This window comes from Pseudomonas sp. GW456-12-10-14-LB2 (assembly GCF_002884345.1).
GTDB classification, from domain to species: Bacteria; Pseudomonadota; Gammaproteobacteria; order Pseudomonadales; family Pseudomonadaceae; genus Aquipseudomonas; species Aquipseudomonas paraglycinae.
In genome coordinates this window covers 95,806-116,801 of the sequence record NZ_POHV01000017.1, presented here as the reverse complement: position 1 = coordinate 116,801, position 20,996 = coordinate 95,806, and the positions used below count along the sequence as shown (strand labels likewise).

The 20,996-nt window shown below is 59.4% G+C and carries 20 protein-coding genes and 1 other RNA gene; 15 read left to right on the top strand and 6 right to left on the bottom strand.

Features of this window, described 5'->3' with window-relative positions; all coding sequences use genetic code 11:
* Positions 1–240: 240 nt before the first annotated feature.
* From zipA to C1X29_RS14240, 9 genes are all read left to right on the top strand, one after another.
* Complete coding sequence (zipA, locus tag C1X29_RS14280) at positions 241–1,107, top strand: cell division protein ZipA (RefSeq protein ID WP_064378762.1); 867 nt, start codon at positions 241–243, stop codon at positions 1,105–1,107.
* Positions 1,108–1,194: 87 nt separating this feature from the next.
* A complete protein-coding gene (gene ligA / locus C1X29_RS14275) occupies positions 1,195–3,552 on the top strand; it encodes an NAD-dependent DNA ligase LigA (protein ID WP_102717722.1) in 2,358 nt (785 codons plus the stop codon).
* A 92-nt stretch (positions 3,553–3,644) separates the two neighbouring features.
* Positions 3,645–4,811 (top strand): putative zinc-binding metallopeptidase, encoded by a 1,167-nt coding sequence (locus C1X29_RS14270; protein ID WP_102717721.1) that lies wholly within the window; start codon positions 3,645–3,647, stop codon positions 4,809–4,811.
* 111 nt (positions 4,812–4,922) lie between these two features.
* An RNA gene (ffs, locus tag C1X29_RS14265) (signal recognition particle sRNA small type) lies at positions 4,923–5,019 on the top strand.
* A gap of 240 nt (positions 5,020–5,259) precedes the next feature.
* Positions 5,260–5,712 carry a hypothetical protein gene (locus C1X29_RS14260; RefSeq protein WP_102717720.1) on the top strand — a complete coding sequence of 151 codons (453 nt, stop codon included), beginning with the start codon at positions 5,260–5,262 and terminating at the stop codon, positions 5,710–5,712.
* Positions 5,705–6,052 carry a hypothetical protein gene (locus tag C1X29_RS14255; RefSeq protein WP_102717719.1) on the top strand — a complete coding sequence of 116 codons (348 nt, stop codon included), beginning with the start codon at positions 5,705–5,707 and terminating at the stop codon, positions 6,050–6,052. The genes C1X29_RS14260 and C1X29_RS14255 overlap by 8 nt, the downstream gene beginning before the upstream one ends.
* 35 nt (positions 6,053–6,087) lie before the next feature.
* On the top strand, positions 6,088–8,052 hold the full coding sequence (locus tag C1X29_RS14250; RefSeq protein ID WP_102717718.1) for a hypothetical protein: 1,965 nt from the start codon (positions 6,088–6,090) through the stop codon (positions 8,050–8,052).
* A 200-nt stretch (positions 8,053–8,252) separates the two neighbouring features.
* Entirely contained in the window at positions 8,253–8,759 is a 507-nt protein-coding gene (locus C1X29_RS14245) for a DUF4823 domain-containing protein (protein WP_102717717.1), read from the top strand.
* A 224-nt stretch (positions 8,760–8,983) separates the two neighbouring features.
* Positions 8,984–9,943 carry an HNH endonuclease signature motif containing protein gene (locus C1X29_RS14240; protein WP_102717716.1) on the top strand — a complete coding sequence of 320 codons (960 nt, stop codon included), beginning with the start codon at positions 8,984–8,986 and terminating at the stop codon, positions 9,941–9,943.
* 55 nt (positions 9,944–9,998) lie between these two features.
* Here the strand turns inward: C1X29_RS14240 and C1X29_RS14235 are convergent, their stop codons facing one another.
* Positions 9,999–10,748: an ABC transporter substrate-binding protein gene (locus C1X29_RS14235; RefSeq protein WP_102717715.1), complete on the bottom strand. Its 750-nt coding sequence runs from the start codon at positions 10,746–10,748 to the stop codon at positions 9,999–10,001.
* A gap of 145 nt (positions 10,749–10,893) precedes the next feature.
* Between C1X29_RS14235 and dnaX the strand changes: the two genes are divergently transcribed.
* From dnaX to C1X29_RS14210, 5 genes are all read left to right on the top strand, one after another.
* Positions 10,894–12,978 (top strand): DNA polymerase III subunit gamma/tau, encoded by a 2,085-nt coding sequence (gene dnaX, locus C1X29_RS14230; protein ID WP_102717714.1) that lies wholly within the window; start codon positions 10,894–10,896, stop codon positions 12,976–12,978.
* A 67-nt stretch (positions 12,979–13,045) separates the two neighbouring features.
* Positions 13,046–13,384: a YbaB/EbfC family nucleoid-associated protein gene (locus tag C1X29_RS14225; protein ID WP_007951650.1), complete on the top strand. Its 339-nt coding sequence runs from the start codon at positions 13,046–13,048 to the stop codon at positions 13,382–13,384.
* A gap of 148 nt (positions 13,385–13,532) precedes the next feature.
* Entirely contained in the window at positions 13,533–14,567 is a 1,035-nt protein-coding gene (locus C1X29_RS14220) for an NADP-dependent oxidoreductase (RefSeq protein ID WP_102717713.1), read from the top strand.
* Positions 14,568–14,633: 66 nt separating this feature from the next.
* Positions 14,634–15,236, top strand: coding sequence for a recombination mediator RecR (recR, locus tag C1X29_RS14215; protein WP_007951652.1), 603 nt, complete (start codon positions 14,634–14,636; stop codon positions 15,234–15,236).
* A 71-nt stretch (positions 15,237–15,307) separates the two neighbouring features.
* Positions 15,308–16,456, top strand: coding sequence for an acyl-CoA dehydrogenase family protein (locus C1X29_RS14210; RefSeq protein ID WP_102717712.1), 1,149 nt, complete (start codon positions 15,308–15,310; stop codon positions 16,454–16,456).
* A 58-nt stretch (positions 16,457–16,514) separates the two neighbouring features.
* Here the strand turns inward: C1X29_RS14210 and C1X29_RS14205 are convergent, their stop codons facing one another.
* Together C1X29_RS14205 and fnr are read right to left on the bottom strand one after the other, a co-directional pair.
* Positions 16,515–17,063, bottom strand: a complete 549-nt coding sequence (locus C1X29_RS14205) for an adenine phosphoribosyltransferase (protein WP_003223345.1) — start codon at positions 17,061–17,063, stop codon at positions 16,515–16,517.
* A 78-nt stretch (positions 17,064–17,141) separates the two neighbouring features.
* Entirely contained in the window at positions 17,142–17,876 is a 735-nt protein-coding gene (gene fnr, locus C1X29_RS14200; protein WP_007951654.1) for a fumarate/nitrate reduction transcriptional regulator Fnr, read from the bottom strand.
* A gap of 155 nt (positions 17,877–18,031) precedes the next feature.
* On the opposite strand from fnr, the gene C1X29_RS14195 reads away from it, so the two are divergent.
* Complete coding sequence (locus C1X29_RS14195; protein WP_102717711.1) at positions 18,032–18,514, top strand: hypothetical protein; 483 nt, start codon at positions 18,032–18,034, stop codon at positions 18,512–18,514.
* Here C1X29_RS14195 and hemN read toward each other — a convergent pair.
* From hemN to ccoS, 3 genes are all read right to left on the bottom strand, one after another.
* Positions 18,511–19,893 carry an oxygen-independent coproporphyrinogen III oxidase gene (hemN, locus tag C1X29_RS14190; protein ID WP_011333280.1) on the bottom strand — a complete coding sequence of 461 codons (1,383 nt, stop codon included), beginning with the start codon at positions 19,891–19,893 and terminating at the stop codon, positions 18,511–18,513. The two genes, C1X29_RS14195 and hemN, sit on opposite strands and share 4 nt — an antisense overlap.
* Before the next feature lie 195 nt (positions 19,894–20,088).
* Entirely contained in the window at positions 20,089–20,772 is a 684-nt protein-coding gene (locus C1X29_RS14185) for a sulfite exporter TauE/SafE family protein (RefSeq protein ID WP_064378773.1), read from the bottom strand.
* The gene (gene ccoS / locus C1X29_RS14180) at positions 20,765–20,977 is read right to left on the bottom strand and encodes a cbb3-type cytochrome oxidase assembly protein CcoS (protein WP_007951659.1); all 213 of its coding nucleotides are present in this window, start codon (positions 20,975–20,977) and stop codon (positions 20,765–20,767) included. Before ccoS ends, C1X29_RS14185 begins: the two co-directional genes overlap by 8 nt.
* Positions 20,978–20,996 lie beyond the last annotated feature (19 nt).

Genomic DNA, 20,996 nt, shown 5'->3' with positions numbered 1-20,996 from the left:
GGTATTTGTAGTCTGTAGGACATATTTACCGGCTTCGACTTGCTGGCCAATCGACATAATCGCGCAAGCCAATGAGACAGACGGTGTAAAGTTGTCTTTGGTCGTGCTAGTTTAATGTCAATTTTTCGTATACGTGGGCAAAACGCCTGTCAGAACATAGAGTTGGCGCCACGTTTTAAAGCGGTTTGCACAGTGTAAACCCCTTATTTTTCAGCATTTTTTATAGAGGCACGGGATTACATGGAAATCGGTCTGCGCGAGTGGCTGATCGTCATCGGCATCATTGTGATAGCCGGTATTCTTTTCGATGGCTGGCGCCGTATGCGCGGCGGCAAGGGAAAACTGAAATTCCGTCTTGACCGAAGTCTGTCCAACCTGCCGGACGAGGACACCAGCGCTGAGCTGTTGGGCCCGGCCCGCGTGCTGGATACACATAAAGAGCCGCAACTGGACGAACACGATCTGCCATCGGTGAGCATGCCGGCCCGCGAAGCACGCGAGCCTCGCGAATCCGGTTCCAAGCGCGGCAAGCGCGGCAGCAACGGTCCGGCCCAGGGCGACCTGAACCTCGATCTGGATCTGGACGGCGGCCCGAGCTTCAGCAGCCGCGACGATGATTTCGTCGAGCCTGCCGCCAAGTCGTCGCCGGCAGTGGCCGATAAAGATCAGCCGCAAGCCGAAGAAGTGCTGGTGATCAGCGTGATCTGCCGCGACCCGGCCGGCTTCAAGGGCCCGGCACTGCTGCAGAACATTCTGGAAAGCGGTCTGCGTTTCGGCGAGATGGATATCTTCCACCGTCACGAAAGCATGGCCGGCAACGGTGAAGTGCTGTTCTCCATGGCCAACGCGGTCAAGCCGGGCATTTTCGATCTGGACGACATCGACCATTTCAGTACCCCGGCGGTGAGCTTCTTCCTCGGCCTGCCAGGCCCGCGCCATCCGAAGCAGGCCTTCGACGTGATGGTCGCGGCAGCCCGCAAGCTGTCCCAGGAACTGAACGGCGAGTTGAAAGATGACCAGCGCAGCGTCCTGACCGCGCAGACCATCGAGCACTACCGTCAGCGCATCGTCGAATTCGAACGTCGCGCCCTGACCCAGAAGCGTTGATTGAAAAGGTTGCCTCGCAATAAAGGGGCAATCGGCAAAATAGATTGAGCAGCCTCGGCTGCTCTTTTGCTTTATGAGAGAACACCCATGACTGCCGCCAAAGACCGCATTCTAGAGCTGCGCGCTGAACTCGATCAGCACAACTACCGTTACCACGTCCTCGATGAGCCGAGCATTCCGGATGCCGAGTACGACCGGTTGTTCCACGAGCTCAAGGCGCTGGAAGCGGCCAATCCGGAACTGATCACCAGCGACTCGCCGACCCAGCGTGTCGGCAGCGTGGCGCTGACCGCGTTCACCCAGGTGCGTCACGAAGTGCCGATGCTCAGCCTCGGCAACGCCTTCGAAGAAACCGACATGCGCGAGTTCGATCGCCGGGTGACCGAAGGTCTGGATCTCCCGGCCGGCGACCTGTTCGGCGGTGGCGCGGCGGTGGAATACAGCTGCGAGCCGAAACTCGATGGCCTGGCGGTCAGCCTGCTGTATCAGGATGGCGTGCTGGTGCGCGGCGCCACGCGTGGCGACGGCACCACCGGCGAAGACATCAGCGTCAACGTGCGCACGGTGCGCAACATCCCGCTGAAGCTGCACGGCACGGGCTGGCCGGCGACCCTGGAAGTGCGCGGCGAAGTGTTCATGTCCAAGGCCGGTTTCGAACGCCTCAACGCCTCGCAACTGGAAGTCGGCGGCAAGACCTTCGCCAACCCGCGCAACGCCGCCGCCGGCAGCCTGCGACAGCTGGATTCGAAGATCACCGCCAACCGTCCGCTGGAATTCTGCTGCTACGGCATCGGTCAGGTCTCTCACGATATTTCCGACACCCACATCGGCAACCTCAAGCAACTGCAAGCCTGGGGCATGCCGATCAGCCACGAATTGAAACTGGCCAAGGGCATCGGTGAATGCCTGGACTACTACCGCGATATCGGTGAGCGCCGTAATTCGCTGGCCTATGAAATCGACGGCGTGGTGTTCAAGGTCAACAGCATTGCCGACCAGCGCGAGCTGGGCTTCCGCGCCCGTGAACCACGCTGGGCCATCGCCCACAAATTTCCGGCGATGGAAGAACTCACCGAACTGGTCGACGTGGAATTCCAGGTCGGCCGCACCGGCGCCGTCACCCCTGTGGCGCGGTTGAAACCGGTCAAGGTCGCCGGCGTCACCGTGGCCAACGCCACGCTGCACAACATGGATGAAGTCGCCCGGTTGGGCCTGATGATCGGCGACACAGTGATCATTCGCCGCGCCGGTGACGTGATACCGCAAGTGGTGCAAGTGGTCATGGAGCGCCGCCCTGAAGACGCGCGCCCTGTGCAGATTCCCGAGAGCTGCCCGGTTTGTGGCTCCCATGTCGAACGCACGCAACTGGTGAAACGCAGCAAGGGCAAGGAAACCATCAGCGAAGGTGCGGTGTATCGCTGCGTCGGCCGACTGGCCTGTGGTGCGCAGCTCAAGCAGGCGATCATTCACTTCGTCTCCCGTCGCGCGATGGACATCGAAGGCCTTGGCGACAAGAGCGTCGAGCAACTGGTCGATGAAGGTCTGGTCAGTTCGCCGGCCGATCTTTACGCGCTGAAGTTCGATGACATCGTCGACCTCGAAGGTTTTGCCGAAGTGTCGAGCAACAAGTTGCTGGCCGCTATCGAGGACAGCAAGAAGCCGGGTCTGGCGCGCTTCATCTATGCGCTGGGCATTCCGGATGTCGGCGAAGAGACGGCCAAGGTGCTGGCGCGTTCGCTGGGGTCGCTGGAGCGTGTTCAGCAAGCCTTGCCGCAAGTGCTGACGTACCTGCCAGACATCGGCCTGGAAGTGGCGCACGAGATTCACAGCTTCTTCGAAGATGCGCACAACCAGCAGGTGATCACCGAGCTGCTGGGCCACGGTTTGCAGATTCAGGATCAGGGCGAGCTGGGCGCCGAGTTTGCCGCCAGCACCACGCTGGGCGGCTTCCTCGACAAGCTGCACATTCCTTCGGTCGGGCCGGGCGGGGCGCAGAAGCTGGCGGACAAGTTCGAAACGCTGGAAGGCGTGATGAACGCTGACTGGCTGGACATGCGCCAGGCATTGCCGGAAAAGCAGGCCAATTCGGTTCGCGAGTTTTTCGCCTTGCCCGAGCATCGTCAACTGGCTGAAGACGCCGAGAAGCAACTGCGCGATTTCGGCATGCACTGGCAGAGCGAAAAGAAAGTCGTCGAAGGTCTGCCACTTTCCGGGGAAACCTGGGTGCTGACCGGCAAGGTCGAGCTGATGAGCCGCGACGTCGCCAAGGAACACTTGGAAAGCCTCGGCGCCAAGGTCGCCGGCTCCGTGTCGGCCAAGACCCATTGCGTGGTCGCCGGGCCGGGCGCCGGGTCGAAACTGACCAAGGCCAACGAACTGGGCGTGAAAGTGATGGATGAGGAGGCGTTTATCGCGTTCCTGAAAGGGCACGGTATCAGCGCCTGACTGATCGACAGGTGATCGTTCCCACGCAGAGCGTGGGAACGATCTTTGGGCGGGAATGATCTAGTCTTGGCAAGCCCAAGGGAGAGATCGCCATGTACCGCTTTTTCGAGCAGCTCAGTTCCCGCATCGTCGCGCCGTTCATGGGCGAATCCTCGCGCAACAGCAAAGTCTGGCCGTGCCGCTGCGGCCAGTCGCTGTTCTTTCGCAACAGCCAGTGCCTGGCCTGCAACGCGACGCTGGGTTATCAACCGGAACACAGTCGCCTGACCTCGCTGCAACCGGGGCCGCAAGAGGGCACCTGGACGCTGGACGTCGATCCCGAGGCCGGGCTGTTCCGGCGCTGCGCCAACCTTGATACGCCGGCGGCCTGTAACTGGCTGCTGCCCGCCAATGATCACGACACCCTGTGCGCGGCCTGTGCTCTGAATCGCACCATCCCCGATCTGTCCGTCCCGGAAAACCCCGAACGCTGGCGCAAGGTGGAAATCGCCAAGCGCCGACTGGTGGCGCAACTGATCAGCCTCGGCCTGCCGGTCGTCCCGAAAACCGTCGACGAAGCCACCGGCCTGGCCTTCGATTTCATCGGCGTCGATCTGCAAGGCAATGCACCCATGACCGGCCACGCCAACGGCCTGATCACCCTCGACATCGAAGAAGCCGACGACGCCCACCGCGAGCAGGTCCGGGCGCAGATGCATGAACCCTATCGCACGCTGCTCGGGCACTTTCGCCATGAGGTCGGGCACTACTACTGGGATCGCCTGATCGACAACGGTCCGTGGCTCGGTTCATTCCGCAACCTGTTCGGCGATGAACGCGCCAGTTATGCCGAGGCGCTGGAGCGGCATTATCAACAGGGCGCGCCGGCGGACTGGCCGCAGCATTACGTCAGCGCCTACGCCACCATGCACCCGTGGGAAGACTGGGCGGAAACCTGGGCGCATTACCTGCACATGATGGACGCGGTGGATACGGCGCTGGGCTTCGGCATGAGTGCCCGGGAGATGGACCTCGACTACCAGCCGTTTCCGTCGAGCACGCTGTACGACCCCGAGCATCCTGGCGGCGCGGCGTTCCTGTCGTTCGTCAACGCGTGGATCGAACTGGCGGGGATGCTCAACGAACTGTCGCGCAGCATGGGCCAGCCGGATTTCTATCCGTTCGTCCTGCCGCCGGCGGCGATCGCCAAGCTGCACTTCATTCATCTGGTGATCCAGCAAGAGGGCGGCCGCGCGGACGAGGTGCTGCAAGCGCAATAGCAAGTGCTTGAAGCCCTTCATATTTTTAATCTTCAACCAGCGGTTGTAACTTCGTCTCAGATAGGTACAATGGCGCGGCTCGCCGACAGGCGAGCGTCGTTATGGTGACCCTATCGGTCCCCCCGCAACGATTACCCGTGAACCTGGTCAGAGCCGGAAGGCAGCAGCCACAGCGGGAACATTGTGTGCCGGGGTGTGGCTGGTAGGGTTACCACCTTAACGAACATCGAACGAATCGACACCGAACTGCATGGGTTTCGCCCACTGCGGTTTTTTTATGCCTGCGATTTGGCGGAGCACGCAAATTCTTCCTGTGGGAAAGTCCCGTCTCGCAATGCCGCCATATTTAATGAAATGACCTTCCTGTCCTGCACGTGCTTTTAACCATCGCAGATGAAGGCTGTCATACTCCGTTACCCAGCATTGAAAACTAGTCTAAGTGGGTGAAATGGATAACTCGACCCAAGCAAAAATTCGGGACTGGCAGCTACGCCGCCTAGAGATCAAGGAGCAGATGCAATTGCATCCTGAAAAGACCCTTGAGCTTTCGAGGGTGCTCGATCTCATGGACGAAGAGCATGCTGCAATTCTAAGTGGTGCAGCCGCTAGCAAACGCGTGGATGAACCTCAGCAAGACATGTCTCTCGATCCGATAGTGAATTCCCGGCCTTCAATTCACATGGTTGCGGAGAAATGTGATCTGCAGTTGCGCGTGACTGCCGAGAGTCCCGAAAATTTGCTCAGGTTGTTCGATATGGCGGCTTGTGAGTTGAAGGGGAAAATCGGTGCCGAAGGAGCCAGCGTAGGGAAGGGGGGTGGCAGATATCCCGGAGAGATGTCGGGCACTTTCGGGGGCTATCGCTTTGAGCTTCGAATCAATGACGAGGTCACCCATGAGTGATTCGAAATGGATGGCAAAGGAAAACTTGGCAGAACACTTGGCGCCACTCCTTGACCATTTTGAGGTGAAGTGGCGCGGGCATGGGGTTATCTATGTCGACCATCAGGATGGAAATATCAAGATCGCCGAAAGGATCCTTTACCGCTTGAGCACCACTCTGGGTGTGCCGATTGGAGAGGTACGATCCAGATTGGTCGAATTGGGTTGGCTCAATGATGTTCGCCATGTCACGCCGATCCGAAATGAAATAGTTCGGGTATTTGAAGATAGTGATCTCTGGTCAGTCGATGATCCAGAGGAGGATGATCCCGAAATGAATGAAGATCATGGTTGGGATTGAGCTTGTGATGTTCCCTGCCTTAGCTAAGAGGACTTATGCACCCGGAACATTTTGATTTATCCAGTCCTGCGTTTCTGCCCATTACAGAAGACGTGTGTGCGAGCTTGCTTCTGGCAAATGGCGCAAAAAATCTCGACGTCCTAAGCGATCCGGAACTGGCGGCGGTGCTGGTCATTCAAAATTTGGCACAGGCAGGCGAAAAAGACCTGAGTGCTGTCGCGGCAGAGAAGATTCTGGTCAAGCTTATTGCGTGGGCTGTTGATTCTCGTAGCTTGGGAGGCACAGGTTTGCTGCCCGAAGCGCAACGGTTATTCAACAATGATAAGTTGACCCGCGGCCTGAAAGCTCTCAAGCGTTTGAATCTTCGTTTCCTCCTGGCTGATGAAGTGTCGGCGCGGGAATACCTGATGTCTGATGGCAAATGGGATGTTGGGTACAAAATCCGCCACCATAAGGCCCACAACCCATTCAGCCAGCAGATGGTCACGCCTAAGCACCGTGAGCGTTGGTTGAGCGCTGCGCAAGACAAGTTGGTCAGAACCTTTCGTGCAAATCTGGATGAGGATCTACATGTTCAAGGTTACGCGGGAATTGGAAAGAGCCACCTGCTAAGCGTCCTGATGGACTGTTTGCAACCTGGTGCGGCTTTGGTGTTGGCGCGCACAAAGGCAAAGCTGGAAACGCTGCGCAAGCGCATTGGAAGCGCAGGTAAGGGGACTTCTTGCGCCACCTTCGAAACCTTTGCACGGAAGTTGTTGAATGAGTTTGCGCCCAGAGCTGCACAGGTTTCGCTCAGAGGGCCGAGCAAGGATGCTCTTTCGCGGGAATTGAATATCCTCGGTTTCCAGTCTCGCAATGGTCCGGCCACCCTTGATGTCTGCCTCAAGGTGATTGAGCTCTATTGCGGCTCTACGGATCACACGCTGTCGGCCAAACACTTCCCTCATTTCAAGCGCGCCTTGTCTACCCTGGATGCCAAAGTGCTTCTCGAGTATTCGAGCCGGCTTTGGGTCTATCTCTCAGCGAATCCGACATGGGTCGCTCAAGCAGACCTCGAAGCTTTATTGATGATAAAACGGGCGAGTTTGGCAGGATGTGCGGTGCCTGCCCGATATACGCATATTCTGATTGACGAGAGTCAGGACATCCCCGCGTCGCTTTTACAGATCATTGATCGTGGGCGTCAGGTACTGATAACTCTGGGGGATGAGTATCAGCATGCCAATCGTGACGTAGTCAAAAGAAAGCGTGAGGTTCGGCAAAGTGACGTCTGTTACTCCGTACGCTCAGGCCGCAATGTTGAGCGTTTGGTCAATCCGTTGATCTCCCTTCATACAGAGAAGAGCAAGATTCCATTCGAAGGTGCTCGTGACGCTGACGTCGGTATAGAAATCTACTCGCCAGGTTTTGCTCCACCTGAAGGTTGTGTAGTACTGACGGCATCGCCCTGGGATACGGTGAGATGGGCGATCTCCTTGCACGATGCCAATTGCGCGTTTAGCTTTTCGGATGGCGCAGAGGATGACCTCAAGCGTTTCATGACTACCGCTATCGCATTGTTTAAACCTGATTTTTACAGTATCGACGCCATCCCGAATGGTGCACATCGGTATTTCAGTGATATGACTGATTGGCAGCAAGTGTGCGACGCCAACCAATTTGACTTGTCGTTTCTATGGGTCAAAGGCGAACTGGAGAAAGGCTTCAAGATTGCCGATCTGACTCGTTTGAACAGAATGATCGGTCGTTCTGAAAAATGCTGCATGTTGATGCTTGCAGAAAGCACGGGGGGCATGGAGTTTGATGAGGTTTTCTTAACTCCTGAGCTGCTCACCAAAGAGCGATTCAAGGATGCCTATGAGTTCGATCGGCGGATTTGCGCTGTTTACATTGCAATTTCTCGTGCAAAGGTGAAGCTTTACGTTCCGATGGATGTCGTTGAATGGGTGGAAGAACACCAAGGCAGAACGCAGAAATTCCGTGAGTCGCATGGATATTGATGGGCTTCATTTAAAAACAGTGTTCGTAGCATACAAGTTGGAGCGATTTAGGCGGCCTTCCATTGCGGTTTGTGCTGCGATTTTTCGCTCTGCTAGCTTCCATTCTGCATGGACAGAGTGTAGTGCACTAGTAGTATTCGCGCGCTTCAGCCCTACCACTAGCGGGTTGATCCTCCCGCATCGAAAATCATGGAGACACTGTGTTCAAGCGTTCAATCATTGTTTTATCTGTTCTGGTTTCAGGCTGCTCCGCCAAGTACGTTCAGCAGGATTTGGCGACAAGCCCTGAAAGGTTAATCCAGGGTCAGGCGGTCTTTATCGCAACGCCTGTCGATGGTCGTTACGAGACCAACCTTTATAAAGCGTCAGGTGCCATGACGGCGGGCGCGGTTCGGTCGGCATTTGCTCGCTATTCCAATCAGGTGAAAGTCTCCGAATCCTGTGCCGATCTTGCCTGTATCAGAGAGCTGGGGAATGCCGGCTACTACGTTGTGCCGGAAATACTGCATTGGGAGGACCGGGCTACAGAGTGGTCGGGTATCCCGGACCGGATCGAAGTGAAATTGGTGATCTATGGCGCGAAGGGTGATGAGCCTCTGGCCTCGACCGTGGTTTCAGGCAAGAGCAAGTGGCTGACTTTCGGCGGTGATCATCCACAGGACCTACTGCAGAAACCTATCGAGAGTTATGTGAAGGCACAATTTTGAAGGAGCTTCTTCAATAGCAAAGGGCTCAATCCTATGAGCCGTTTTTGTGAATGCTTTCTGCACAGGGTTATTTTGTAACTAGCTGGTTTGATGCATATTTACTTCGTCAACCTGTTCGTAATTTAGATTCTCGTGACTGAAAGCGGTCGTCGCAGCATCTGGGTGCTCAATACGATTGGCTGCTATCCTCAAGAGCATCCACATAAATCACAAGGAAGTGCGCAATGGAGCCAGTTCTGGATTCCCTAAAGCCAACTGGCAAATGGATGATCATAGATTGCGTGCAAAGCGCAGGTATCGATATTCAAGCGTGGAGCTTCAGAAGAAAAGATGGACAGCCCGTAGCCCTACCTCAATCAAATGGTGGGTACTGCTACGAATGGTCTTTTCGAAGTGAAAATGGTGACGTATTACTTTTATGCGTTTGGTTCGAGGAAATGGAGCTCGATAGTCGTGGGCGAATCTGTTTTGTTGGAAACCTGAGGAGCTATGCCGACACGCTGATACGGCAACTTGAAAAAGACATAAGGAATAGAAACCGTACAATCAAGGATCCGCGCATCACGCGGGCACAGCATTTCAGTTCTACCGTTGAACTTGCGTACGTGAATGAAAAAAATGTTCGGGTAGTTATTGTCTCTGGACCTGTTCGCGAAAAAGAAGAAGGCGAAGCAGGGCATGATCGTGCAGTCGGGCGGGAGCTGGATGATCAAGCATGGTTCGTAGAGTCGTTTGACAGTGCTACAGGAGCCTTCGTTTTGGTTCGTGGCGTGCGAGATCAGCCAAATATTATCTGTAGAAATACTGGAGCTGAAGAAATTCTTGATGGGGCTGATATATCTGCTGATGGAAGAGTCGTCGATCAGTTTCTCGTTGAGGGGCGCGTTGATAGCTATGTTTATGGGGGAGTGAAGCGTTTTCGTGATCCGAGCGTTCGCCGTAGAGTATTAGCACGATCTGGAGGCATCTGTGAGCTAACGAAGGTTGCCGGCTTTAAGATGGCAAATGGTGGTGTTTATTTAGAAACTCATCACATTATCCCGCTTTCAGAGGGTGGTCCTGATACGGTTGATAACGTGATAGCAATAACTGCGGATGCCCATCGCCAGCTCCATTACGGTGTTGAAAGGGATGAGCTGAAGGCGCGCTGTTTGGAAAACGTTGCAAATTGGAGCAGCCGTTAGTGCAGGCAGTTTTAAGACGCTGCAACCTCCGCGAAAGCTCACACTCTCCAAAATGTTATGGGCTGATCTCGGAGCTCCTGGTATACAACCGGATAATGTCATCAATTTCCCCCGACATTTTCATCCGCAGCAACGTCCTCAATATCCGCTGCACCGGCACGTTCGGATCATTGCGCACATAGCAGCCGACCTTCTGCTCCTGCAACACCGCCACCGCCTGCAGTTGCTGCCCCGGCAGCAGGCGCTGGTTGAACCAGTCCAGGGTCCATTGATTGCTCACGGCGTAGCGGTAGCGCCCGGCCAGCAGCTTGTCCAGCACCTGTTCCTGGTTGCGCGCGTCTTCGCGCCAGAGTCGGTCGGCGTCGAATATCGGTTGCAGCGTGGGGTAGCTGTAGCCGAGCACGGTGCCGATCGACTGGCGGGGCAGGTGGGCCGGATCGGCGCTAAGCGGTTGGTCCTGGCGGCTGATCAGCAGGTCACGCTGGAACAGCAGCGGAATGCTCCAGATGTAATCCCCGGACAGGTTCGGCAGCCAGGATTGTGCGGCATAGCAGCGCACGTCGACGTCGCCGTGTTCCATGGCGTTCTGCACCCGGGCGCGGGGCAGGACGTGAAATTGTGCCGGCACGCCGACCTGGGTCGCGAGGCTGAGCATCATGTCGTAGAGGATGCCCTGGGTCGGGCGGCCGCGTTCGATCTGCACCATCGGCATCGCCCAGCTGTCGGCAACCACGAAGCGCAGCGGCGGTGGCGACGCCATCGCGCTCAGGCTCAATCCCAGTAATGCCCCCACGGCCCACCGCATAAACGCTCCGGTAATTCCCGATCCCGAGCCGACAAAAGCCCTCGCTCATGCAGCTTAGCCAGAATAGACGAGCACACCGGATGCAATTTTGCCCTTGCTCCGCTAGCATTAGCCGCTTCTGCTTCCTTTGCCGCGACGGTTTTCGATGAGTTATCAGGTTCTTGCACGTAAATGGCGTCCGCGCTCGTTCCGCGAAATGGTCGGCCAGACCCATGTGCTCAAGGCTCTGATCAATGCCTTGGACAGCCAGCGCCTGCACCACGCCTACCTGTTCACCGGTACGCGGGGCGTCGGCAAGACCACGATTGCGCGGATCATCGCCAAATGCCTGAACTGTGAAACAGGTATCACTTCAAGCCCGTGCGGCGAGTGTTCGGTGTGCCGCGAGATCGATGAAGGCCGTTTCGTCGACCTGATCGAGATCGACGCCGCGAGCCGGACCAAGGTCGAGGACACCCGCGAGCTGCTCGACAACGTGCAGTACGCCCCGAGCCGCGGGCGCTTCAAGGTCTACCTGATCGACGAAGTGCACATGCTTTCCAGCCATTCCTTCAATGCGCTGCTGAAAACCCTCGAAGAGCCGCCGCCCTACGTCAAGTTCATCCTGGCGACCACCGACCCGCAGAAACTTCCGGCAACGATTTTGTCGCGATGCCTGCAGTTCTCTCTGAAGAACATGACCCCGGAGCGGGTGGTCGAGCATCTGACCCACGTTTTGGGCGCCGAAAATGTCCCGTTCGAAGACGACGCCCTGTGGCTGCTCGGCCGCGCGGCCGACGGTTCGATGCGTGATGCCATGAGCCTGACCGACCAGGCCATTGCCTTCGGTGAAGGCAAGGTATTGGCCGCCGACGTGCGGGCGATGCTCGGTACGCTGGATCACGGCCAGGTCTACGACGTGCTGCACGCGCTGATCGAAGGCGACGCCAAGGCATTGCTAGAAGCCGTGCGTCATTTGGCCGAACAGGGCCCGGACTGGAACGGCGTGCTCTCGGAAATTCTCAACGTGCTGCACCGCGTCGCCATCGCCCAGGCCTTGCCGGAAGGTGTCGACAACGGCCACGGCGACCGTGACCGGGTGCTGGCACTGGCCCAGGCCTTGCCGGCCGAAGACGTGCAGTTCTATTACCAGATGGGCCTGATCGGTCGCCGCGACTTGCCGCTGGCGCCGGACCCGCGAGGCGGTTTCGAAATGGTGCTGCTGCGGATGCTGGCCTTCCGGCCGGCAGACACAGCGGACGCCCCGCGGCAACCGCTAAAGCCAGTGGGGATCAGCCAGGCCACAGTTGATTCCGCAAACTCAGTGGCTGCCGCGCCGAAACCTGCGCCGGTAGTTGCTGCGGCTGTTGCGCCCGCGCCAGCGCCGGTGGTTGCACCTGCGCCGGCTCCCGAGCCTGCACCGGTTGCCCCGGTGATTGCGCCTGAAACCGTTCCTGAGCCAGAGCCCGAGCCGGTCGCCGTTGAAGAAGTCGTCGACCTGCCGTGGAACGACCCGGTAGAACCGGCGCCTGTGCAGCAGCCAGCGGTCGAGCCGGTGCTGGAAACCACCGCCGAACAACCGGATTTGCCGCCGATGCCGCTGCCGACCCCGGACAGCGTCGTGCCGGACGCCCCGGAGTGGGCCGCCGCGCCGATCCCCGAGCCGTCAGTAGCCGAGGTCGATGCCGCCACGCCGGGCATGGACATGGACGACGAGCCGCCGCTCGACGAGGACTACATCGAGCCGGACATGGATTCGGCCTACAGTTACCTCGACGATCTGGCCAGCGAACACGCCGCAGAACCGGCCCCGGAGCCCGAGCCGGAACCTGCCGCCGCGCCGGCCACCGGTCTAGCCCTGCAATGGCTGGAGCTGTTCCCGCAACTGCCGATCTCCGGCATGACCGGCAGCATCGCCGCCAACTGCACGCTGATCGCGGTCGATGGTGACAACTGGCTGATGCACCTAGACCCGGCCCACAGCGCCTTGTTCAACGCCACCCAGCAACGTCGTCTGAACGATGCGCTGAACCAGTTCCACGGGCGCACGCTGACCCTGACCATCGAGTTGATCAAGCCCGAGCAGGAAACCCCGGCCCAGGCCGCGTCCCGGCGCCGTGCCAACCGTCAGCGCGAGGCGGAGGAATCGATCCACGGCGATCCGTTCATCCAGCAGATGGTCCAGCAGTTCGGTGCGGTCGTGCGACACGATACTATTGAACCTGTCGACGCCCTGGTCAGTCAGGGCTAATAACTGAGGGCGTCCGGCCTGTCTGGCCGGGCGCTGTTTTGATCCAAGTACTTTTGAGGTGATTCCCATGATGAAAGGTGGCATGGCCGGCCTGATGAAGCAGGCGCAGCAGATGCAGGAAAAAATGGCCAAGATGCAGGAAGAACTGGCCAACGCCGAAGTCACCGGCAAAGCCGGTGGCGATCTGGTCACCGTGGTGATGACCGGTCGTCATGACGTGAAAAAAGTTAGCATCGACCCGAGCGTTCTGCCGGGCCTGGACGAAGACGACCGTGAAGTGGTCGAGGATCTGGTGGCCGCTGCCGTCAACGCCGCCGTGCGTCAGATCGAAGCCAACAGCCAGGCGAAAATGGGCAGCATGACCGCTGGCATGAACCTGCCGGCCGGTATGAAACTGCCGTTCTGATTCGCCATCCGGCGACAGATGAGCTACACAAAATGCCAGGCAGTGCGCCTGGCATTTTTGTTTCCGGCTGACGAAACATCGAACGCGCAATAGCTGCAACGGTCTGCTCCCTATACCGCCGAATTCACCCTTCAAAGGAGACGCTGACATGTCCGACCCTCTGACCCTCAATCAACGCTTCGTCCTGGCCTCGCGTCCGGTGGGCGCGCCAACGCCCGAGAACTTCCGTCTGGAGCGCGAGGCGCTGCCGGATCTTGACGACGGCCAGGTGTTGCTCAAGACCCTGTACCTGTCGCTCGATCCCTACATGCGCGGGCGCATGAGTGACGCGCCGTCCTACGCGGCGCCGGTACAAATCGGCGAGGTGATGACCGGCGGGGCTGTCAGCCGGGTCGAACAGTCGCGTCATCCGAAATTCCACCCCGGCGATCTGGTGGTTGGTGCCACCGGGTGGCAAAGCCACAGCATCAGCGATGGCCGCAATATCATCCCGATCCCTTCGGGCCTGCCGAGTCCGTCGATGGCCCTCGGCGTGCTGGGCATGCCCGGCATGACCGCGTACATGGGGTTGATGGACATCGGCCAGCCAAAAGAAGGAGAGACCCTGGTGGTCGCTGCGGCTTCCGGCGCAGTGGGCTCGGTGGTCGGCCAGGTGGCGAAGATAAAGGGTCTGCGCGCCGTCGGCGTGGCTGGTGGTGCCGAGAAGTGCAAATACGTGGTCGAGGAACTGGGCTTCGACGCCTGTATCGATCACAAGGCACCGGACTTCGCCGAGCAACTGGCCAAGGCCTGTCCCAATGGCATCGACATCTATTACGAAAACGTCGGCGGCCACGTCTTTGATGCCGTCGTGCCGCTGCTCAATCCCAAGGCGCGGATCCCGCTGTGCGGCCTGATCGCTGGCTACAACGCCTCGGAAGCGCCGAAAGGCCCGGATCGTTTGCCCGCCTTGCAACGGACCTTGCTGACCAAACGCGTACGGATTCAGGGCTTCATCGTGTTCGACGACTACGGTGACCGTCAGCCGGAATTCATCAGCGCCATGGTGCCGTGGGTACGCGATGGCAAGGTGAAGTTCCGCGAGGACGTGGTCGAGGGCCTGGAGCAGGCGCCGCAAGCGTTTATCGGGCTGCTGGAGGGGCGCAACTTCGGCAAACTGGTGGTGAAGGTCGCCCAGGACTGAGGATTTGACGCTGGCCGGAGGCGCGGGTATAAACCGCGTCTCGTTGTTTTGTCGGACTTTTTCCCCATGAGCTTCAGCCCTTTGATTCGCCAACTGATCGATGCCCTGCGAACTTTGCCGGGCGTGGGTCAGAAAACTGCCCAGCGTATGGCGTTGCAGTTGCTCGAACGTGACCGCAGCGGCGGTACGCGCCTGGCCCAGGCCTTGAGCCAGGCCATGGAAGGGGTCGGACACTGCCGCCAGTGCCGCACGCTGACCGAAGACGATCTGTGCCCGCAATGTGCCGACACCCGCCGCGACGACACGCTGCTGTGCGTGGTGGAAGGGCCGATGGACGTTTACGCGGTCGAGCAGACCGGATTTCGCGGTCGCTATTTCGTGCTCAAGGGGCACCTGTCCCCGTTGGACGGGCTCGGCCCGGAGGCCATCGGCATTCCGCAATTGATGGCGCGGATCGAAGAGGCGGGCACCTTCACCGAAGTCATCCTCGCCACCAACCCGACCGTGGAAGGCGAAGCAACCGCCCACTACATCGCCCAGTTGCTGCAGAACAAAGGCCTGATCGCCTCGCGCATCGCCCACGGCGTACCGTTGGGTGGCGAACTGGAACTGGTGGACGGCGGCACGCTGGCTCACTCGTTTGCCGGGCGCAAGCCGATTTCCCTCTGAGCCACACAATCCTGTTGAAAACCAAGCAAGCGCTCGGTTAAGTTCGGCGAACCCTTCCATGGAGTTCGCCGATGCCCGCCTTCCAGGAATACTTCGACCCCAGCCACCAAATGGTCCGCGACAGCGTCAGACGTTTCGTCGAACGCGAGATCCTGCCGGACATTGATGTGTGGGAAGAAGCCGAAAGCTTTCCCCGTGATCTGTACCTCAAGGCCGGTGCGGCCGGGATCCTCGGCATCGGTTACCCCGAAGCGCTGGGCGGCAGTCACGAAGGTGATCTGTTCGCCAAGATCGCCGCCAGCGAAGAACTGATGCGCTGCGGCTCCGGCGGGCTGGTGGCCGGGCTTGGTTCGCTCGATATCGGTTTGCCGCCGATCGTAAAATGGGCCCGGCCTGAAGTCCGCGATTGCGTCGTCCCCCAAGTGCTCCGCGGCGAGAAGATCAGCGCCTTGGCCGTCACCGAGCCGGGCGGCGGTTCCGACGTCGCCAACCTGCAGACCCGCGCCGTACGCGACGGCGACCATTACCGGGTCAGTGGCAGCAAAACCTTTATCACCAGTGGCGTACGCGCCGACTACTACACCGTCGCGGTGCGTACCGGTGCGCCCGGTTTTGGTGGCATCAGCCTGCTGTTGATCGAGAAGGGTACGCCGGGTTTCACCGTCGGCCGGCAACTGAAGAAAATGGGCTGGTGGGCGTCGGACACGGCTGAATTGTTCTTCGACGATTGCCGGGTGCCTGTGGGAAATCTGATCGGCGCGGAGAACATGGGCTTTGCCTGCATCATGGGCAACTTCCAATCCGAGCGTCTGGCCCTTGCGTTGATGGCCAACATGACCGCGCAACTGGCGCTGGAAGAAAGCCTGAAGTGGGCGAAGGAGCGACAAGCGTTCGGCAAACCCATCGGCAAGTTCCAGGTGATCAAGCATCGCCTCGCGGAAATGGCCACGGCGCTGGAAGTCTCGCGGGAGTTCACCTACCGGCAGGCGGCGAAAATGGCGGCGGGGCAGAGCGTGATCAAGGAAATTTCCATGGCCAAGAACTTTGCCACGGAGACTTCGGATCGCATCACCAATGAAGCGGTGCAGATTCTTGGCGGGTTGGGTTATATGCGCGAAAGCCTGGTGGAGCGGCTGTACCGGGATAACCGCATCTTGTCGATTGGCGGCGGGACGCGGGAAGTGATGAACGAGATCATCAGCAAGCAGATGGGACTGTAATCTTCGGTGTTTGATCGTTCCCACGCGGAGCGTGGGAACGATCGAGGCGCGGGGCTGATTATTTATCAGTCAACGCAAACTGCGTCAGGCAGAACGTCGGAATCCCCATGTCCTCAAGACGCTGCGAGCCACCCAGCTCTGGCAGATCGATGATCGCCGCCGCTTCATGAACGCGGGCGCCCATGCGGCGGATCAGGTTGGCCGCTGCGATCAGCGTGCCGCCGGTGGCGATCAGGTCATCGAACATCACCACCGAGTCGCCTTCGCACAGGCTGTCGGCATGCACTTCGAGGAACGCTTCGCCGTACTCGGTCGCGTAACCTTCGGCCAGCACGTCCGCCGGCAGCTTGCCCTGCTTGCGGAACAACACCAGCGGCTTGTTCAACTGATAGGCCAGTACCGAACCGATCAGGAAACCACGCGCATCCATCGCACCGATGTGGGTGAAGTCGGCTTCGACATAGCGGTGGGCGAAGCTGTCCATCACCAGGCGCAGAGCCTTGGGCGACTGGAACAGCGGGGTGATGTCGCGAAAGATCACACCCGGTTTCGGGAAGTCGATCACGGGGCGGATCAGGGATTTGATGTCGAAGGAGTCGAAGACCATCGTCGAGGTGTCCTGGCAGGGCTGCAAACGGCGCAGTATACCCGCGGCTGAAACGATTCGCTCGGCCGCGGGTCGAGATCAGACTTCGAGCGAGCCGCCGGCCAGGGCGCAGAGCTGGATCGGGTCGAGGATGTGGATTTCCTTGCCTTCGGCGGCGATCAGTTCGTTCTGCTGGAAGCGGGTGAAGACCCGGGACACGGTTTCCACCGCCAGCCCCAGATAGTTGCCGATTTCATTGCGCGACATGCTCAGGCGGAACTGGTTGGCCGAGAACCCGCGAGCGCGGAAACGTGCCGACAGGTTGACCAGGAAGGTGGCGATGCGCTCGTCGGCGGTTTTCTTCGACAGCAGCAACATCATTTGCTGATCGTCGCGGATTTCGCGGCTCATCACGCGCATCAACTGGCGGCGCAGCTGCGGCAATTGCAGGGCCAGCTCGTCGAGGCGTTCGAAGGGAATCTCGCAGACCGAAGTGGTTTCCAGCGCCTGGGCGGAAACCGGGTGTTTCTCGGTGTCCATGCCGGACAGCCCGACCAGTTCGCTCGGCAGGTGGAAGCCGGTCAGTTGTTCTTCGCCGGTGTCGCTCAGGCTGAAGGTCTTGAGGGCGCCGGAGCGTACTGCATAAACGGAATCGAAAGTGTCGCCCTGGCGGAACAGGAACTCACCCTTTTTCAACGGGCGGCCACGTTTAACGATTTCGTCCAGCGCATCCATGTCTTCCAGATTCAGCGAAAGTGGCAGGCAGAGAGGGGCCAGGCTGCAATCCTTGCAATTAGCCTGGTTGTGAGCGCGCAGTTTAACTGGCTCGGACATTTCTTAAATCCTTGTGGGAAAACACACATAAGGCGTAAGGGTAACCCAGCGGAGGACATTCAGGCCAGCCTGTGGCGAGATTGCCCCCACGGCATAAAGCCGCAGGGATGACGGCCGATAAACAGGTATCTGACGGCATGCAAGGAACCGCTTCGATGACTGCTATTGGTACGCTGACCCCCGGTAACAGTGGCGTTGCGTCGTTGCTGGAAAGTGCTGAAACCTCCGTTGACGATGAGTCCGGCACAGACGCGGCATCGTTGGGAAGCCCGACCTTGGTCGAGGGCGTCAAAGTGTCGCTGTCCGGTGCCGCCATTGCAAAATCCGCCGGCTCCGGCGGAAAAAACCGCGATATCGAAGAAAGCGGGCTGCCTGAAAACGTCCAGCAATTGCTGAAGATGATTCGCAAGTTTCGCCAGCAGATCGCCGAAAAGAACGCCCAGATCAACGCGCTGATGGCCAACAAGACCCTTTCCAACGAAGAGCGGTTCGCCAAGATCGCTGCCCTCAAAGGCGCCATCTCCGCCCTCAACAACGGTCTGATCACCGCCAATCTGTCCCTGGCCAAGGTCATCGACCAATCGGGCCTGACCGCTGACCAGAACCTGAACACCAACTCGCTGCTGATGAAGAGCTAAATCACCCGCGAAAAACGCTGGCGGTTCTGCTGTTCCAGATACGCGTCGAACACCATGCACACCGAACGCACCAGCAGGCGCCCGGCCGGCAGCACGGTGATGCGCTCGCGATCCAGTTCGATCAACCCGTCCTGCGCCATGCCCTGCAATTGCGGCCAGAGCGCGCCGAAGTAACCCTGAAAATCGATGTTGAAGCTGCGCTCGATCTCGGCGAAATCCAGGCTGAAATTGCAGATCAGTTGCTGGATCACCGCGCGGCGCAAGCGGTCGTCGGCGTTGCACACCAGGCCTCGGCTGGTGGCCAGTTGCGCGCCGGCGAGGGTGTTCTGGTAGTGATTGAGGTCGCTGCTGTTCTGGCAGTACAGGTCGCCGATCTGGCTGATGGCCGACACGCCCAGGCCGATCAGGTCGCAATGGCCGTGGGTGGTGTAGCCCTGGAAATTGCGTTGCAGGGTCGACTCTTCCTGAGCAATCGCCAGTTCATCGTCGGGCAGGGCGAAGTGGTCCATGCCGATGTAGCGGTAGCCGGCGGCGGTCAGTTGTTCGATGGTGCGCTGGAGCATTTCCAGTTTCTGCGCCGGGCTCGGCAGTTCGTTGCCGTTGATCCGCCGCTGCGGCATGAAGCGTTCCGGCAGGTGCGCGTAGTTGAACACCGAGAGCCGGTCCGGTTGCAAGCTGATGACTTCCTCGACGGTGCGGGCGAAGTTGTCCGGAGTCTGCTTGGGCAAACCGTAGATCAGGTCGATGTTGATCGAGCGAAATTGCAGGGTGCGCGCCGCGTCGATCACCGCGCGGGTTTCTTCAAGGCTTTGCAGGCGATTGACCGCCCGTTGCACCGCCGGGTCGAGATCCTGCAGGCCGATACTGACTCGGTTGAAACCAAGTTCGCGCAGCAGGCCCATGGTCGACCAGTCGGCTTCGCGTGGATCGATTTCGATGCCGTAATCGCCGGAATCGTCATCCAGCAGATTGAAATGTTTGCGCAGGTGCGCCATCAACTGGCGCAATTCGTCGTGGCTGAGAAAGGTCGGCGTGCCGCCGCCGAAATGCAGTTGTTCGACTTTCTGCGCCGGGTCGAGGTGGCAGGCAATCAGCTGGATTTCCTGCTCGAGCCGTTGCAGGTACGGCAGCGCACGGCCGCGATCCTTGGTGATGACCTTGTTGCAGGCGCAGTAGTAGCAGATGTTCGCGCAGAACGGCACGTGCACGTACAGCGACAATGGGCGCAGGGCCTTGCGGCTGTCGCGCAGGGCGTGGAACAGGTCGAAGGTGCCGACCTGACTGTGAAATTGCACGGCCGTCGGGTACGAGGTGTAGCGCGGCCCCGCCAGGTCGTAGCGGCGGATCAAATCGGTGTCCCAACGAATGGCGTCGAGCATGCGGGCATTCCCCCGGATAGGCTGGCAGTGTGCCAAGTCTAGGGGAGGGCGCGAAAAGGCATCTTGATTTGCATCAACGGGGATATCGGTGTTGCCAGTGCGGGCCTCTTCGCGAGCAAGCTCGCTCCCACAGGTTTTGTGCAGGCCACAACTATCCTGTGGGAGCGAGCTCGCTCGCGAAGGCAGCGCCGCCGATCAGTGGCCCATCAGCCAGTGCTGGTGCGGCCCCGGCAGAGTCCAGATGCCGAACAGGATCACCAACAGGCCGCCGGCCATGCGCACACTGCGTTTGCGCAACAGTGCCGTCACTCGTTCGGCAGCCAGGCCTGTCGCGAGTAAAACCGGCCAGGTGCCGAGCCCGAAGGCGAGCATCAGCAACGCGCTGTCCAGCGCATTACCCTGACTGGCCGACCACAGCAACGTGCTGTAAACCAGCCCGCACGGTAGCCAGCCCCACAGCGCGCCGAGCAGCAAGGCGCGGGGCAGGCTCGACACCGGCAACAGCCGATTGGCGACGGGTTGAATGTAGCGCCACAGACCACGGCCCAGGCTTTCAATGCGTGTCAGGCCGCTCCACCAGCCTGCCAGGTACAGGCCCATGGCGATCAGCAGCAAACCCGCGATCACGCGCATGAACAGCGCGGCTGGACTGTTGGCCACCGCCCATCCTGCCAGCCCGATCAGCAACCCGGCCGTGGCATAGCTGAGAATTCGCCCGAGGTTATAAGCCAGCAGCAATCGAAAGCGTCGGCTGCGTTGTTCCTTGGGAATCGCCAGGGTCAGCGCGCCCATCAGGCCGCCGCACATGCCCAGGCAATGCCCGCCGCCGAGCAGGCCGAGAATCAACGCAGACACCAGCAGTGGCGCCAGTTCAAGCATGGGGTGGCGCCTTGTCGTCCGGTTTGGCCGGGTTGGCTTCGTCCACTGCGGCGGTGTGGTTCGGGTCCTGATCGTCGAACAGGATACTGTGGGCCGGACCGTCGAGGTCGTCGTACTGGCCGCTGTCCACCGCCCAGAAGAAGATGTAGACGGCGATGGCCACGATCAGCAGCGCGGCCGGAATCATCACGTAAAGAGCTGGCATCTGTACTCCATGCCCGCGC